This window comes from Arthrobacter sp. BL-252-APC-1A, from assembly GCF_009696625.1.
GTDB lineage: Bacteria > Actinomycetota > Actinomycetes > Actinomycetales > Micrococcaceae > Arthrobacter_B.
Genome location: NZ_VULS01000001.1, coordinates 328,279 through 344,148, shown reverse-complemented (window position 1 = coordinate 344,148; position 15,870 = coordinate 328,279). Strand labels below are relative to the sequence as shown.

The window sequence follows — 15,870 nt, the reverse complement described above, 5'->3', positions numbered from 1 at the left end:
CCGCTTCCGTTCCGGGTGCCTCAACGAGGGATTCTGCCGGTTCGGCAGCGGGGTCAGAGACAGGGGCAGAGGCCAGTTTGGCAGTTTCACTCACAGATGTAAGCCTAGTGGGCATGAGCGACATTTTCACGCCGGGCCAGGCTGGCCCCGCCCAGGGCCAAATCCCCCGGCTGCAGGAGCTGCTTGACGCCGGTGTGCCGGCAGAGCTGCATCCCTGGCTGGCCGAATCCGGAGTGGGCCCCCTGGTGGTCAAGCTGGGCATCCGCTTCCTGGAAATGACCCCCTCACGCATTGTTGCCACCATGCCGGTGGAGGGTAACCAGCAGGTTGCGGGAATCCTGCACGGCGGCGCACACGTTGTGCTGGCCGAAACCCTCGGTTCGTTCGCTGCCTCGCTCCATGCCGGTCCGGGCCGGTACGCCGTTGGCATCGAAGTTGGCGCCACCCACCACCGTTCCGTATCCAGGGGCCTGGTTACGGGAACTGCTACGGCCGTGCACCTGGGCGGGACAGTAACCACCCACGAAGTGGTGATGACCGACGAGGAAGGACGCCGCCTCTCCACGGCCCGGATAACCAACCTCATCCGCGAAGTCCGCTGAACCCTTTTGCAGGTCTCCGGTTATGGCTCTCAAGTCCGCGGACTCCGCCGGAACAGGATTGCGGGGGAATAGGTTCTGCCCGGCCTCAGTTGTGCGCAGGTAACCCCATGTGCCGGCACATCAGCTGTGCCTGCCGAAAGGAAGTACGTGCAGACAGATCTGTTTTCTCCCCTAAACCTTGGTTCACTGGAACTCCCGAACCGCCTGGTGATGGCTCCCCTGACCCGTGTTCGCAGCGGAGCGGACGGCGTTCCCGGCGAACTGGTTGCCGAACACTACCGGCAGCGCGCTTCCCTGGGTCTGATCGTTTCTGAGGGAACCTACCCCAGCAGGGAGGGCCAGGGCTTCTCCGGACAGCCGGGCCTGGTTACTCCCGAACAGCTTGCCGGCTGGCGCCGGGTGACGAACGGGGTCCATGAGGCCGGTGGCCGGATCTTTGCGCAGGTGATGCACGCGGGCCGCGTCTCACACCCGGAAATCAACGGCGGCTTCCAGACCGTGGCTCCCAGTGCGGTGGCCATTGACGGTGTAATCCGCACTCCGGCCGGCAAACTGCCGCACACTGAACCGCGCGGCCTGACGGAACCGGAGCTTGATGAGGTCCGCGACATCTTCGTCCGCGGCGCCCTCGCGGCCGTAGAAGCCGGGTTCGACGGCGTGGAGCTGCACGGCGCCAACGGCTACCTGCTGCATGAATTCCTCAGCCCGGCGTCCAACCGGCGGACTGACGTTTACGGCGGTTCCCCTCAGGCCCGCGCACGTTTCGTCGTGGAAGTTGTTACCGCCGTTGCTGCAGCCATCGGGGCTGAGCGGGTGGGCCTGCGGATTTCTCCGGCACACAACGTCCAGGACGCCTGGGAGACCGATGGCCAGGATGTACTGGCCACCTACGGCAGCCTTGTGGACGCCATTAAGCCCCTGGGGCTCGCCTACCTGAGCATCCTCCACAACGATCCAGCCGGTGCGCTGGTGCAGGAACTCCGGCAGCGTTTCGGCGGTACGGTGATCCTGAATACCGGCTTTGCCGTGGTCACCACCCGGCAGGAAGCAGCAGAACTGATGGAGCAGGGACTCTGCGACGCAGTTGCAGTGGGCCGCCCGGCGATTGCCAACCCGGACCTCGTCCGGCGCTGGAGCGAAGGGTATCCCGTGAACGAACCGGACCCGTCCACCTTCTACACCGACGGTGCTGAAGGCTATACGGACTACCCGGAGTACGCCGGGGTTCCTGCGCTGAGCGACTAGACCCTCAGTACTGTGGGCGGCGGTTCATCTCCCAGGTCCACGTCGAGCCGGGTCTCCGGCGCAGGCAGCTGGACCCGTCTTGTGTGGGTGGCACCGCCTGGTTCCGCAACCGTGAGTACATACCTTCCAGGGGACGGCAGCGGCAGTTCGTAGCTGCCGTCCCGGGCGGACCTGACAGAAACGGGCTCGCTCTCCCCTGACGGGGACACCAGGAGAACCAGGGCTCCGGGTACCGCGCGTCTGTGGTGTGTGACCCGGCCGGCCAGCACCAGACGCCGGCGGAAGTGGATATCGTGCGGCAGCGCGGTCCCCGGGAAGCTGAGTATCTCGGACACAGGCTGCCAGCGCCGGTGTGACGCTATGAAAACGTATTCGCCGGGGCCCGGCAGTACCACGGCATAGCCGCCGTGTTCGTCCGTGCGGTCCCAGTCCACGGGCTCGCCTGATATGCCTGTGACGGTCACGGTGCCCTGTTCGATGGGCCCGCGGTCCCCCGGGGGCCGAAGCACACCGGTGACTTGGAAAGCCTGGCCGGGAGCCGGCGCCGCCTCCGGAGCAGCCCCGTCAGGCTCGCCCGGGCCGCTGCGGTGCAGTTCCGGGTGCGTGGCTTCCCTGCGTGTCGCTTTTGGCAGCAGCAGGCAGATGGCCGTTGCTGCCGCCGCGGCAAGACCGGCAAGGATGAAAATCAGCCGGAACGCTTCCAGCCCCGGGAAGACCCGCCCGCCAACAGTGACCGTAACTGAAGCCAGGATGGTGGCAACGGCTGCACTGCAGGTTGATGTGCCCACCGAACGCAGCAGGGTGTTGAGACCGTTGGCGGCCGCAGTGTCGGTGCGGGGTGAATTGCTCATCACGATGGTGGGCATGGCGGCCATGGCCATGGCAGTTCCCACGGAGATCACCATTGCACCAAGAATGATGCCCGTGACGGTATTCACCAGGACAGTGCGTGAAAGGTAGCCGGCTGCCATGACGGCACAGCCACTCACCATAGTCGCTTTGGCCCCTACCGAGTTGGTTATGCGGGCGGACACCGGTGCAATGGCCACCATCGCCAGGCCGGACGGAATCATCGTCAGTCCTGCCACCAGCACGCTGAGGCCGAACCCGAAGCCGGTAACCCGTGAAAGCTGCAGCTGCTGAGTCGTGACAAGCATGTTCGCGTACATCGAGAATCCCACCAGGATGGCCGCGATGTTGACCAGCAGGACCGGCCTGCGGGCGGAGGTCCGCAGGTCCACGAGTGGCTGGCCGTTCCTCAGCTCCAGGGGAAACCACAGGGCCAGCAGCACGGCGCAGGCAGCGAACAGTCCAAGGATGACGTCACTGGTCCATCCCCAGACGCCGCCCTTTGTGATCGCCAGCAGCAGCGTGGTCATCGCGCCGGAGAGCAGCAGTGCGCCCGCATAGTCGAACCGTCCACGGGTGCGCAGGTCAGACTCCGGCACGAAGATGGCAACGGCTGCGAGGATTACCAGGGCAACCAGCGCCACGACCCAGAACGTCGCTTCCCAGCCCAGCCGCTCATAGATAAAGCCCGCAAGCGGCAGGCCGAGGGCGCTTCCGATGCCGAAGCTGGCACTCATCAGGGATACGGCGCCTGCGATCCGACGCTGCGGCAGGGTGTCGCGCAGAATGCTGATACCGACTGGAATCACGGCACCGGCGAAACCCTGCAGGGTGCGCCCGATGAGGGCCGCGGCGAATGATCCGCCCAGTGCGGCGATGAATCCGCCGGCGACCATCATTGCAAGCGAGATCATCAGCATCCGCTTCTTACCGAACATGTCCGCCAGCCTGGAGACGATCGGCGTCGCCACTGCAGCACTGAGCAGGGTGACGGTAACCAGCCAGGAAACGTCGTCCGGGGTCACTCCGAAAATCCGCGGATACTCCGGGAGAAGTGGAACTACCGCGGTCTTTTCAAGCGAGACGGTAATCCCGCCCAGGGCCATGATTGCCGTTACCGCCCAAGCGGGCGTTCTTTGCAGCCGGGACGCGGAATTCCCGGTTTGGCTCTGCTGCGACACGCGGCCTCCTGAGTGCCCGCCTGCACGAAGCGTCCAGCGGGTGCCGGCGCCACAGTCCGTCAGTTGCGGCTGATGGGTACCTTGCGCCCCGTCCCGCCCTCGGACTGGATCGGAACCCGTACTTCGAGGATGCCGTCGTGATAAGACGCGGTTACGTCATCCGGGGATGTGCCGGCAGGCAGCGCTATGTCGCGGCTGAAGCTGCCGTACTTAAATTCCGAACGGTAGCCGTTTTTGGACTTGTTCGATGTCTCCTCGCGGCGCTCGCCGTGGATCCGCAGCGTTCCGTCAGTCACGGTGACGTCAAGGTCCTGCTCCGGATCGATGTTCGGCAGCTCTGCCCGAACTACCATCGCCCCGTTGTCCCGGAATTCCTCCACCCGGAAAGCGGGAACCTCCCAGTCGCCTTCGAAAAGGCGGCGCATGGGTTCGGGAAGTTCAAAGCGGTCTCGTCGGCTTAGTCCAGCCATGGTTTCTCCTCGGGCCTGCCGGGCGGATTGATGGGCTCACACTACGCGCCGCGAACAGCCTCCTCAACGGCTGCTGTCCAACTCTGCTTCCTTAGGCCGGACAAAGTTCCGGTGCCACTGGGCAGGCGTCCAGCACCGGGCAAATACGGGCCAGTTACCTAGTATTAGCATTTTCCCGCGCGTATAGTCTTACCTGCTTGGCGCCCCTGTGCGGACTCGAATAACGCCGTTCACTACGGATTTTCAGCCAGTTGGGACACTCCATAGAGAGGTCGGGCTCATGCCGCAAAACGAGTCACACGAATTCCTCACCGTCAATCCGCTCTTTGCCAGGCCGGGCGAGGCCACGGAGGCATCGAAGTATCACCTCCCGCAGTCGGAGATGGCACCGGAAACGGCCTACCAGATCGTCCATGACGAAACCATGCTCGACGGCAACGCAAGGCTTAACCTCGCGACGTTCGTCAGCACGTGGATGGATGACCACGCGAACCGGCTGTACGCCGAGACCTATGACAAGAACATGATCGACAAGGACGAGTATCCGCAGACCGCTGCCATTGAGCAGTACTGCTGGAAGATGCTCGCCGGGCTGTGGCACTCCCCCGACCCGCAGGGAACCATAGGCACTTCAACAATCGGCTCCTCGGAAGCCTGCATGCTTGGCGGCCTGGCACTGAAGCGTCTTTGGCAGCACCGGCGCCGTTCTGAGGGGAAATCGACAGAGAAGCCCAACCTGATCATGAGCTCGGCGGTACAGGTGTGCTGGGAGAAGTTCTGCAACTATTTCGACATCGAGGCCCGGCTGGTTCCGATCTCCGAGGAACACAAATGCCTGGACGGATTCGAACTTGAGAAGTACGTCGACGAGAACACCATTGGCGTCGTCGCAATCATGGGCGTGACCTACACCGGCATGTACGAGCCCGTAAAGCAGATCGCCGCGAAGCTTGACGAGATCCAGGCTTCAACCGGGCTGGACATCGCGATCCACGTGGACGGCGCTTCGGGCGGCATGATTGCCCCGTTCATCCAGCCTGACCTCGAATGGGACTTCAAGATTGAACGGGTCCATTCCATCAGCACGTCAGGGCATAAGTATGGGCTGGTGTACCCCGGCCTGGGCTGGGTGGTCTGGCGGGACCGGCAGTGGCTTCCGGAGGACCTCATTTTCTACGTGAGCTACCTCGGCGGCGACATGCCCACCTTCGCCCTGAACTTCTCCCGCCCGGGAGCACAGGTTGTCCTCCAGTTCTACTTGTTCCTCCGGCTTGGATTCGACGGGTACAGGAAGGTCCAGCAGGCTTCCCAGGACGTGGCGCTGTTCCTCTCCCACGGCATCAGCGAAATCGGTCCGTTCGAACTCTGGAACGACGGCTCCGACATCCCTGTGTTTGCCTGGCGTCTCAAGCAAGGCCATACCGACCGCTGGACCCTGTACAACCTGGCCGACCGGCTTAGGACCAAGGGCTGGCTGGTGCCTGCATATCCAATGCCTGACAACCTCAGCAACCTCACGGTCGAACGGATTGTGGTGCGCAACGGCCTCAGTATGGACCTGGCCGAAAGCCTGCTCAGCGACATTAGGACAGAGACGGCGTATCTGGAGAATCTCAGCGCCCCCATGCCCTCCGAACAGGAACATCCGGGATTCCACCACTAGGAGGTGAGCGGGATGAGCGATTCCACTGCATCGGCTGCATCGACTGGCCCGGCGGGCCGGAAGAGCCGGGCAAAGCAGAACGCCACCATTACCGTTGGCGCGCTCGCGGTAATGAACATTGTGGCCGTGGTCAGTCTGCGTGGCCTGCCGGCTGAGGCAGAGTATGGCCTCAGCTCGATTTTCTACTACGTTTTCGCTGCCCTGGTTTTCCTGATCCCGGTGTCCATTGTGGCAGCCGAACTTGCAACCGGGTGGCCGGAAACCGGCGGCGTCTTCCGCTGGGTCGGGGAGGCCTTCGGTCCTCGATGGGCTTTCCTGGCGATGTTCATGCTCTTCATCGAGGTGACCATATGGTTCCCCACCGTGCTCACCTTCGGCGCAGTGTCCCTGGCATACACGGGCACGGACCAGAACATCGATGCGCAGCTGTCGGGGAATAAGGCCTTCGTCCTCGCTGTCGTGCTGGTGGTGTACTGGCTGGCCACGTTCATTGCCTTCCGGGGTGCGGCGGCATTCTCCAAAGTTGCGCAGTGGGGCGGGATTGTCGGCACCCTGATTCCCGCAGCGATCCTGGTGGTTCTTGGATTCTCCTACTACTTTGCCGGCAACACCCCTCAGATCCAGATGGGATGGGGAGAGGTCATACCGGACTTCTCCAACTTCTCCAACGTTGTCCTGGCAGCCAGTATCTTCCTCTTCTATGCCGGCATGGAAATGAACGCCATCCACGTCAAGGACGTAAAGAACCCGACCCGGAATTATCCGCTGGCAGTGCTTATTGCCGCTGCAGGAACAGTCATCATTTTCGTCCTGGGAACGCTCGCCATTGCCTTTGTGGTGCCGCAGGCGGACATCAACCTGACCCAGAGCCTGCTGACCTCCTATAACGACATGTTCGACTGGGCCGGCATTGGCTGGGCCTCCCCGATCGTTGCGGGAATGCTGCTGATCGGTGTGCTCGCCGGGGTGGTTACCTGGGTTGCCGGTCCCTCCAGCGGCCTGCTGGCAGTGGGCAGGGCAGGGTACCTTCCACGTTTCTGGCAGCACACCAACAAGCACGGCATGGGAACGCACATCCTGCTCTTCCAGGCGTTTATGGTGACGGCCCTTGGCGTTGTCTACGTGGTCCTGCCCTCGGTTCAGGCGGCCTACCAGATCCTGAGCCAGCTGACGGTCATCCTTTACCTGGTGATGTACCTGCTGATGTTCGCCGCGGCGATCTACCTGCGCTACAGCCAGCCGAACCGGCCCAGGCCGTACCGGGTGCCCGGCGGTGACCTGGGCATGTGGATCTTCGGCGGCGTCGGATTCCTGGGCTCGCTAATGGCCTTTGTCTTCAGCTTCATCCCGCCGGACCAGATTTCCGTGGGGTCCCCGGAAACCTATGTGGGAATCCTGGTGGGCGGCGCGGTGCTGCTCATCATCCTGCCCATGGTGATTTACGCGTTCCGGAAGCCGCACTGGAAGGATCCGCAGGCCGAATTCGTGCCCTTCACCTGGCAGCTGGAACACAAGCACCCGGGGACGGTCAATGAATCCTCGGCACCCACGGCGGAGCTGTCCGCGAAATGGGAGGAGACATTCGACAGCACCGCGGAAACCGGAGCTGCCGGCGGCACCACCGCCGGGACACCCGCCGGGACACCCTCCGGCACCACCGGCAAACACTCCGGGAAACCGTCGCCAACCGGCGCCGGTTCCAGGGGTTCAGGACAGAGCGGACGGACGCGGGTACACCGGCCGCACACCGGGCCGGCAGCAGGCGGGAGTACAGCGGTATGAAAATTGACAAGTCAGCCATCCAGGCGGCCGTCCGAACTGCCCACAGCGACTTCAGGTCGGACCAGGGCGGCCAGAACGCCAGCTACATCCCCTATCTGGCCTCGGTGGACCCGGCGCTCTACGGCATCAGCGTGGTGACGGCCGACGGCGAGGTGTTCGAAACCGGCGACTCGAACTTCGAGTTCGCCCTCGAATCGATCTCCAAGGTGTTCTCCATGGCCCGGGCCATGGACGAGGTCGGGTTGCCGCAGTTCCACGAAAAAGTTGGCGCGGACCCCACGGGCGAGCCGTTCAACTCAGTGATAGCGGTTGCACTGCACGACGACAAGCCTCTCTCACCGCTGGTCAACGCCGGGGCCATGTCCACCGTTTCACTCATCCCGGCGGATGGTCCCGAGCAGCGCTGGCAAAAGATCCTCGAGACGCAGTCAGCCTTCGCCGGACGGGAGATCAAACTCAGCGACGCAGTGAATGATTCGGAGCAGTCCACCAATTTCCATAACCGGGCCATTGCCTGGCTGCTGTATTCAGGCGGAACGATGTACTCGGATCCGATGGAGGCCTGTGACGTTTACACGCGCCAGTGTTCCACCCTTGTTACCGCGGTGGACCTGGCCACCATGGGTGCAACCATCGCGGCCCGGGGAACCAACCCGCTCACGAAGAAGGCTGCGATCACCCACACGGACATTGTTCCGCCCATGCTGGCGGAGATGACCATGGAGGGGCTGTACACGGCCTCCGGAGACTGGGCCTACCGTGTCGGACTCCCGGGGAAGTCCGGCGTGGGCGGGGGTGTCCTGGCCGTCATGCCGGGGGTGCTGGCCATTGCGGCGTTTTCGCCGCCGCTGGACCCTGCCGGCAACAGCGTCCGTGCACGCAAGGCAGTGGCTCAGATCGCCTCGGCACTGAACCTCAACCTGTATAACGCCTCCGACTACGCAACGTAGCTCCGGGGACAACAAGACGGACTGCGGCGGGGACAGGCGAACGGGTCCCCGCCGCAGTTCCCTGTCCTAGCCGGTAAGACGGATGCTGTAATCGGCACTGATGTCCGCTGCGGCCTGCCTGAGGCGGGACAGGAGCACACCTTCCAGTGCTGCCTGGCTGTAGGACTGGTGCAGGGAGACGTTGGCGGCGGCAACAACCCGGCCTGCCCGGTGCACCGGAACCGCGACACCGCTGAGCCCTTCCTCGTACTCTTCGCGGACCACCGACCAGCCGCGCTCCCGCACACGCGTGATTTCCTCCAGCAAAGCGCTGTGCGAGGGGATGGTGGCTGGGGTCAGGCGCCGGATGTCCGAACGCTCCAGGCGGTCCTGGAGATCGGCGTCGTCAAGGGCACCCAACAGCACCCGGCCCATGGAAGTAGCCCAGGCAGGAAACCTCGTGCCAACGTGCACTGCCACACTAACCAGCCGAGGCGAGGTGATCCGGGCTACGTACACCACGTGGACGTCATCCAGGATGCACAGGGAAGCTGTTTCCTGCAGGTCTGCGGACAGCGGCTTCAGGTGTGGCTCTGCCAGAGCAGGCAGTGTCAGGTTGGACAGGAACGCAGAGCCGATGGTCAAGACCCTTGGCGCCAGGGAAAAGCGTGTTCCGTCCGTTGAGAGATAACCAAGTTCAGTGAGGGTTAGCAGGAACCGCCGGGCCGCAGCGCGGCTCAGGTCTGCTTTTGCGGCGACCTCGCTGACGCTCTGCAGCGGCTGCTCCTCCGTAAAGGCCCCCAGCACGGTAAACGTCTTCTCCACGGATTTCACGTACCAGTTCCCGTGTGTGCCGTCCATCCCGGTCTCCCCCTGCTGCTGCACTCCTGCCGGGCCCGGCCCGAACGCTCTGGAAGTGATCCTAGCCCAGAGTGCTACGCGTGCCCGGGACCGGTGGGGGCTAAACGAACAGGTCAGGACCGGGTTTAGGCGTCTGCGAGGTACTGGGCGGCGAGCCGCACCGGCGCGTTCGGCGCCCCGTAGCCTTCGTACGATGGACGGCGCTCAACTACCTCGAAGAACACGTTCCCCACCGTTGAGGTGTAGAAGTGCAGGAACTCGCCGTCGGCATCCCGGTCATAGAGCAGGTTCAGTTCAGACAGTGTGGCGAGGAAGGCCGGTTCCAGCCCGAACCGTGCGTCAAGGTCCTCATAGTAGTTGCCGGGAACGGGCAGGAACTCCAGGCCGCGGGCGGCCGCGTTCCGGGCCACCTGGACCAGGTCGCTGCAGGCGAACGCCACATGCTGGGGGTAGCCGGAGCCGTTGCCCTCGCTGTTGAAGACCATCGGCGCGATGTTCAGTGCCATGCGCACGGCGCCGTCGCTGCTTCGCATGACCTGGCTGCGGACCAGGCCCATCGGGCTGGGGACTTCGACGCTGGGCCGCGGTGTCAGGCCCAACGTCGATTCGTAGAACAGCACGGCTTCATCGAAGTGCTGCCAGGGCTGGGAGAGGTTCACGTGGTCCAGGGCCGTGATGGAGCCCGGTGCCGGTTCAGGGGTGCCTGCGCCGAACTCCCGGATCCAGCCGGGACCAGAAGGCTCGGCTTCGCAGAGGAAGATCTCCGTGCCGTCGGGGGCGGCTACTGCCTGCAAAACCTCTTCATTGGCCTGGCTGCGGCGGGGCACGGCCGTGGCTTTGAGCTGGAGCGCCCGTGACGCGGCTGCGACAGCATCCGGAACGTCCAGGCCAATGGCGGAGATGCCGGGTTCCATGCCCTGGGCATTCTGGCTGTTGATGATGACCCGGGCACCGTTCTGGGTCCACAGTTCAACAGCCTTGCTGCGGTGGGTGCCCTGGCTGGTAAAACCAAGCTGGTAGAGCAGCGTGCGGATGGGCTCCGGCTGCCCGGCCTTCACTTCGGCAAAATTGAATCCCAGCGGCTCGCCCACGCCGGGCAGGGTGGCCAGCTCCATTGTGGCTTTCCCGGTCCCGGTATCGCGCAGATGGATGGAAGTCTGCTCGGCCAGCCGTATGAGGGACCGCATGGCATCGACGGCGGTGCGTTCCTCCGCTGCCTGCCTGAAAACGTCATTGAAGATCTCCAGGGACACCGGCCCGTTATAGCCGCTGCGGACCAGATGGCCCATAAAGTCCACCAGGTCGAAGGCACCTTCGCCCGGGAAGACCCGGTAGTGGCGGCTCCAGGAGAGGACGTCCATTGACAGTTCCGGAGCGTCCGCCAGCTGGACGAAGAAGATCTTCTCCGCGGGGATCTGCTCGATGGCCGCGGGATCCCACCGGCGGGAGAGAATATGGAAGCTGTCCAGGCAGGTACCAACGTTGGGGTGGTCGGCCAGCTCGACGATGCGCCAGGCGTGCTCGAAGTCGCTTACATAGCGTCCCCAGGCAAGGGCTTCATAGGCCAGCCGTATTCCATACCGGGCAGCAGCTTCACCCATGCGGCGCAGCTGGGAGGCAGCTACCTCGTCGTCGTCGACCGTGGCTGTGGCCACGTTGCTGCACACGAGCATGGTGTCGATTCCGAGCCGCCGCATGAGCTTGAACTTGGCTTCGGCCCGGCGGAGATTGTCTTTCAGGAGTTCCTCAGTGACGCCCTCAAAATCGCGGAACGGCTGGTACAGGTCCAGGGTGAGTCCGAGACGTGCCGCAAGCGCCCGGATCTGTTCCGGTGTGGAGGGCGAGACCACCAGGTCCTGTTCGAAGATTTCGACGCCGTCGAAACCCGCCGCTGCACAGGCGCGGAGCTTATCTTCCAGGGTTCCCGAGAGACAGACGGTGGCGATCGACGTGCGCATGGTGGAGTTCCCTTCAGAACCGGCTCAGAGGCCGCTGTTGACCATTTCGAGGAAGTGCGCCCGCATGCGGGCCGAATCCGGGCGGATGCCCGTGATGAGTTCAAAGGCATCCACAGCCTGGCCCACGGCCATGTAGCCGCCGTCCAGTACACGGCAGCCGAGCGCTTCGGCAGTGTCGATGAGCTGGGTGCGGACCGGCCGGTAGATCACGTCCGCCACCCACATTTCGGGCCGGAGCAGGCCTGCCTCAACCGGCATTCCGGGGTGGGAGTGCATGCCGACCGGCGTTGCCTGCACAAACCCGTCCGCGGCAGCAAGGAGCCCCGGCAGATCTGCACCGGTTCCGGCAGTGACGGAGGCATCCGGGAAGAGTGCGGAGAGTGCCTGGACACGTTCCCGGACACGCCCGGGGTCAAGGTCCACCAGGGTAAGGGTGCCTACCCCTGCCTTGAGCAGCGCGTAAGCGACGGCAGCGCCGGCCCCGCCGGCTCCCAGCTGGACGACCTTCTCCAGCGCCGCACCGGGAAGTCCTGCCGAGAGTGCCCGGCCAAAACCTGAATGGTCCGTGTTGTGCCCGATAAAACCGGAGTCTGTCACCAGCACTGTGTTGACGGCGCCCAGCCGGGCTGCGTCGTCGGAGACCTCATCCAGGTGCTCCATAACGAGCTGTTTGCAGGGGTGGGTGATATTGAAGGCGTTGAAACCCAGGTCGCGGCCGTAGCGCAGCAGGTCCCCCACCTCAGTACCGCTGCGTCCGTTTACCGAAAGGTCCACCGGACGGTACATGTACCGCAGTCCATTTTCGAGCGCCTCACGCTCGTGCATCGGCGGGGTAAGTGACGCCGTAATCCCGTCGCCAATCAGCCCGACGAGCCAGGATTCGGTGGTGGTGCTCAAGTGGTTCTCCCTTCGATACCCGTGGCGGGCTAGGCCCACGGTACCGGCCTGTTCATAAAATGCACAACTGTGCGACTAGCGCACAATTATGTTGCATGTCGATATGGCACGGGTTACATTGTGGTGTTCGTATGAAGCACTGCTGTGCGCACTCCGCACACATTTCCCTGGAGGCCCTATATGAGCGCTGCACCGACGCAGTCCGCCCAAGCCACCGCCAAGACCCCGAAGAAGGCCGCCGCGGCGAGCTTCATGGGCAGCGCGGTCGAGTACTACGACTTCTTCATTTTCGGCACCGCCGCATCGCTCATCTTCCCGCACGTGTTCTTCCCGGACGCAGACGCCCAGGCAAGCATCATGTCCCTGGCAACATTCGGCTTTGCCTACATTGCACGTCCGGTGGGCGCCGTGATCCTTGGACACTTCGGTGACCGCGTAGGCCGCCAGAAGATCCTTATGTTCACCCTTGTCCTGATGGGTGCTTCCACCTTCCTGATCGGCTGCCTGCCGGACTTCAGCACCATCGGCTGGTGGGCTCCTACCCTGCTGGTGCTCTGCCGTCTGGCCCAGGGCCTCTCTGCCGCCGGGGAGCAGGCCGGTGCCAGCTCCATGACCCTTGAGCATGCTCCCGACGGACGCCGGGCCTTCTTCACTTCCTGGACCCTCACCGGCACCCAGGGCGGACAGATCCTCGCCGCCATGGTCTTCATTCCCGTCATGGCGCTGCCTGATGACATCAAGTACGGCATTGGCTGGCGAATCCCCTTCTGGCTGAGCGCCGTCGTCGTCATCGTCACGTACTTCATCCGCCGCACGCTGCACGAAACGCCGACCTTCCAGGAAGCGAAGGCGAACAACCAGATCGCCAACCTGCCCGTCGGGGACCTGCTCAAGCACCACTGGCGCGACGTCCTGCGCGTGATCTGCTGCGCCTTCATCGCGGCAGTCTCCACTGTCTACGGCACGCTTGCCATCAAGTACGGCACTGAGGTGGGCAATGTCGACGCCGCCATCACCCTTTGGCTGGTCGTGGCCGGCAACATTGCAGCTCTCTTCACCCAGCCGCTCTTCGGCATGGCTGCAGACCGCTTCGGCCGGAAGCCGGTCTTCATTTACGGCGCACTTTCAAGCGCCGCAGTAATGCCGTTCTACCTGCTGTCCATGGAGTCCGGGAACTCGCTGCTGCAGTTCGCCCTCTCCGTGGTGGTCTTTGGATGCGGGTACGCGGCAGCGAACGCCGTCTGGCCGTCCTTCTACGCCGAAATGTTCAGCGCCCGGGTCCGCTTCTCCGGGCTGGCCATCGGTACACAGCTGGGCTTCCTGATGGCAGGATTCGCCCCCTCGATCGTGGCAGCGCTGGGCGGCCTTGAGCCCGGCGGCTGGGTGGTCATCAGCTGGTTCACGGCAGCGGTCGCGGGTATTGCATCAATTTCGGCCCTGACCGCGAAGGAGTCCTTCCGGATCCCGACGGCCGAACTTGGCCTGAAGAAGTAGTCACTGCAAAAGGCGGCCGGCCCACCGGGCCGGCCGTCTTCAATTAAGCCGCGTTTCCTAGCCTGCGTCCAGCCGTCGCTGCCTGCGGGCTGACCAGGCCAAATATCCTCCCAGCGCTCCGGTGGACGCCAGGCCGGCGCCCATGAGCGGTGCCTGCCAGCTGCGCCAGCGGGAAGGATCGCCCAGCGTAAGCTCGCCCACCCCGCGGATAAACGCCGCTGCAAAGATCGCGGCAACCATCCGGTTTCCAACGCGTTCCATGCGTTCCACCAGCGGCAGGAGGTCACCGGCCCGCAGGTGAACCTCCATGCCTTCGAAATCGAGGGTGTTGATGAGCCGCTGCAGCTGGCCCGGCAGCTCTGTGCCGAGTTCCAGGAGTTCCCCCCCGGCTTTGCCCAGGCGCTTGGCGTACGCCGCGGGGTTCAGCTGCTGCATCGTCATGCGCCGCGCATAAGGGGCCAGCGTCTTGCCCATGCTGAAATCCGGATCCAGCACCTCCCCCATGCCCTCCGTCATGATGAGCATCCGCAGCAGCAGTGCCACCTCGCCGGGGAGCTGGAGGTGGTGGGTCCGGATGATTGCCAGTCCGCTTGAGATGATCCGTCCCACGGGGGCGTCCCCGAGCGTGCGGTTTGAATAGAGCCGGATCAGCCCCGCAAGGTCCACCCTGAGCTTGATCCTGTCCGGCCGCGAACGCGAGACCGTCATCCTCATCAGTGCGGTGGCCATACGTTCGGGGTCCTTGCGGATAACAGCAACAAACAGGGCTGAGAGCTGCCCCCGCATCTTGTCATCCAGCTCCCCGACCATCCCGAAGTCGATGAGACCGATCTGTGAATTCGGCTGTACGAAGATGTTGCCCGGATGCGGGTCGGCATGGAAAAAGCCGTCTTCGAACACCATTTTCATTTCCGCGTTCGCTGCCGTAACCGCCAGCTCCTTGCGGTTGAGTCCTGCCGCTTCGAGGGCCTGTGTGTCAGTGACCTTCATGCCGTACAGCCGCTGCATTGTCAGTACCTTGTGCGTGCTGTGTTCCCAGTAGATCCGCGGAATCACCACGTCCGGATCGTCCTGGAAGTTCAGGGCGAAGCGGTCGGCGTTGTGGCCTTCCTGAACGTAGTCCATTTCCTTGCGCAGGGTATCGGCGAATTCATCCATAAAGCCCTTGACGTCATAGTCCCGGGCGGCCTCCCAGTGCCTGCTGGCATGGCCAGCCAGTGACTGCAGGATGGAGAGGTCCGTTTCCACCTCGGGAACGATTCCCGGCCGCCGGACCTTCACGACGACGTCGGAACCGTCCTTGAGCGTGGCGGCATAGGCCTGGCCGATCGAGGCGCTGGCAATGGGCGTGGTGTTGAACTCTGCGAACACCTCCAGCGGGTCAGCCCCCAGTTCCTGCTGCAGTTCCGCGCGCACGTCCTCCCAGGCTGCCGGCGTCGCCCTGTCCTGCAGCTTCGCCAGCTCATCCATATAGGGCGGCGGGAGCAAATCCGGCCGGGTGGAGAGCAGCTGACCGAGTTTTACGTAGGTGGGACCAAGCTCTTCCAGGGCCCGGCGCAGGTAGGCGGGGCTGGCAAGGCGGCCGGAATCGGTACCATCGGTGCCGCGCCGGCGGAACGGGAGCCTGGATTCCAGCCCTGACACCGAGACCAGATAGCCCAGGCCGTTGCGGTAGAGAATCTCAGCCATTTGCCGGTAGCGGTCAAAATTGGTCTTCATTGCCTTCTCTCCGTAGGACCTGCTGTTCCCGCGCTGAGCCCGGACGGGGAAATCGGGGCACACCCGCCCCCGCCCGTACTAGGGAACGATAGCCCCGCCGGCGGACGGACAACAGGGACCGCGCCGGCCCCGGAGGCCACCACCGCCTTCCGGCTGCGCCATCAGTACCGGCGGCTTCCCCTGGAAGTACCCGCCGCCTACACTCAAGCCACCCAAACGC

At 63.9% G+C, this 15,870-nt stretch carries 12 protein-coding genes; 6 read left to right on the top strand and 6 right to left on the bottom strand.

Annotated features, from left to right (window positions below; all coding sequences use genetic code 11):
• Positions 1–113: 113 nt before the first annotated feature.
• Positions 114–602, top strand: a complete 489-nt coding sequence (locus FYJ28_RS01615) for a PaaI family thioesterase (RefSeq protein WP_154578051.1) — start codon at positions 114–116, stop codon at positions 600–602.
• Positions 603–749: 147 nt separating this feature from the next.
• Entirely contained in the window at positions 750–1,847 is a 1,098-nt protein-coding gene (locus FYJ28_RS01610; protein ID WP_326831436.1) for an alkene reductase, read from the top strand.
• Here FYJ28_RS01610 and FYJ28_RS01605 read toward each other — a convergent pair.
• Together FYJ28_RS01605 and FYJ28_RS01600 are read right to left on the bottom strand one after the other, a co-directional pair.
• Positions 1,844–3,877, bottom strand: coding sequence for an MFS transporter (locus FYJ28_RS01605; RefSeq protein ID WP_326831435.1), 2,034 nt, complete (start codon positions 3,875–3,877; stop codon positions 1,844–1,846). The two genes, FYJ28_RS01610 and FYJ28_RS01605, sit on opposite strands and share 4 nt — an antisense overlap.
• A 59-nt stretch (positions 3,878–3,936) precedes the next feature.
• Positions 3,937–4,347, bottom strand: coding sequence for an Hsp20/alpha crystallin family protein (locus tag FYJ28_RS01600; RefSeq protein ID WP_055241251.1), 411 nt, complete (start codon positions 4,345–4,347; stop codon positions 3,937–3,939).
• A gap of 280 nt (positions 4,348–4,627) precedes the next feature.
• Here FYJ28_RS01600 and FYJ28_RS01595 point away from each other — a divergent pair, with 280 nt between their 5' ends.
• From FYJ28_RS01595 to glsA, 3 genes are read left to right on the top strand one after another with little or no spacing between them, the layout of a single operon-like run.
• Positions 4,628–6,010 (top strand): glutamate decarboxylase, encoded by a 1,383-nt coding sequence (locus tag FYJ28_RS01595; protein ID WP_055241253.1) that lies wholly within the window; start codon positions 4,628–4,630, stop codon positions 6,008–6,010.
• Between the two features lie 12 nt (positions 6,011–6,022).
• A complete protein-coding gene (gadC, locus tag FYJ28_RS01590) occupies positions 6,023–7,792 on the top strand; it encodes a putative glutamine/gamma-aminobutyrate antiporter GadC (protein WP_229780087.1) in 1,770 nt (589 codons plus the stop codon).
• A complete protein-coding gene (glsA, locus tag FYJ28_RS01585; protein WP_154578050.1) occupies positions 7,789–8,742 on the top strand; it encodes a glutaminase A in 954 nt (317 codons plus the stop codon). The genes gadC and glsA overlap by 4 nt, the downstream gene beginning before the upstream one ends.
• Before the next feature lie 66 nt (positions 8,743–8,808).
• Here glsA and FYJ28_RS01580 read toward each other — a convergent pair whose 3' ends face one another.
• The 3 genes from FYJ28_RS01580 to FYJ28_RS01570 form a co-directional block, all read right to left on the bottom strand.
• A complete protein-coding gene (locus FYJ28_RS01580; protein WP_154578049.1) occupies positions 8,809–9,582 on the bottom strand; it encodes an IclR family transcriptional regulator domain-containing protein in 774 nt (257 codons plus the stop codon).
• Between the two features lie 125 nt (positions 9,583–9,707).
• Positions 9,708–11,540, bottom strand: coding sequence for a bifunctional sugar phosphate isomerase/epimerase/4-hydroxyphenylpyruvate dioxygenase family protein (locus FYJ28_RS01575; protein ID WP_154578048.1), 1,833 nt, complete (start codon positions 11,538–11,540; stop codon positions 9,708–9,710).
• 24 nt (positions 11,541–11,564) lie between these two features.
• Positions 11,565–12,437, bottom strand: a complete 873-nt coding sequence (locus FYJ28_RS01570) for a shikimate dehydrogenase (protein WP_055241262.1) — start codon at positions 12,435–12,437, stop codon at positions 11,565–11,567.
• A 180-nt stretch (positions 12,438–12,617) separates the two neighbouring features.
• Here FYJ28_RS01570 and FYJ28_RS01565 point away from each other — a divergent pair, with 180 nt between their 5' ends.
• A complete protein-coding gene (locus tag FYJ28_RS01565; protein WP_154578047.1) occupies positions 12,618–13,931 on the top strand; it encodes an MFS transporter in 1,314 nt (437 codons plus the stop codon).
• Between the two features lie 57 nt (positions 13,932–13,988).
• Here the strand turns inward: FYJ28_RS01565 and FYJ28_RS01560 are convergent, their stop codons facing one another.
• Entirely contained in the window at positions 13,989–15,650 is a 1,662-nt protein-coding gene (locus tag FYJ28_RS01560; RefSeq protein ID WP_055241267.1) for an ABC1 kinase family protein, read from the bottom strand.
• Positions 15,651–15,870: the final 220 nt, after the last annotated feature.

Excerpts from the sequence above, each read along its gene's own strand:
- glsA (WP_154578050.1), top strand. The coding sequence starts at position 7,789 with ATGAAAATTGACAAGTCAGCCATCCAGGCGGCCGTCCGAACTGCCCAC.
- FYJ28_RS01565 (WP_154578047.1), top strand. The coding sequence starts at position 12,618 with ATGAGCGCTGCACCGACGCAGTCCGCCCAAGCCACCGCCAAGACCCCG.
- gadC (WP_229780087.1), top strand. The coding sequence starts at position 6,023 with ATGAGCGATTCCACTGCATCGGCTGCATCGACTGGCCCGGCGGGCCGG.
- FYJ28_RS01560 (WP_055241267.1), bottom strand. The coding sequence starts at position 15,650 with ATGAAGACCAATTTTGACCGCTACCGGCAAATGGCTGAGATTCTCTAC.
- FYJ28_RS01600 (WP_055241251.1), bottom strand. The coding sequence starts at position 4,347 with ATGGCTGGACTAAGCCGACGAGACCGCTTTGAACTTCCCGAACCCATG.
- FYJ28_RS01580 (WP_154578049.1), bottom strand. The coding sequence starts at position 9,582 with ATGGACGGCACACACGGGAACTGGTACGTGAAATCCGTGGAGAAGACG.
- FYJ28_RS01595 (WP_055241253.1), top strand. The coding sequence starts at position 4,628 with ATGCCGCAAAACGAGTCACACGAATTCCTCACCGTCAATCCGCTCTTT.
- FYJ28_RS01575 (WP_154578048.1), bottom strand. The coding sequence starts at position 11,540 with ATGCGCACGTCGATCGCCACCGTCTGTCTCTCGGGAACCCTGGAAGAT.
- FYJ28_RS01615 (WP_154578051.1), top strand. The coding sequence starts at position 114 with ATGAGCGACATTTTCACGCCGGGCCAGGCTGGCCCCGCCCAGGGCCAA.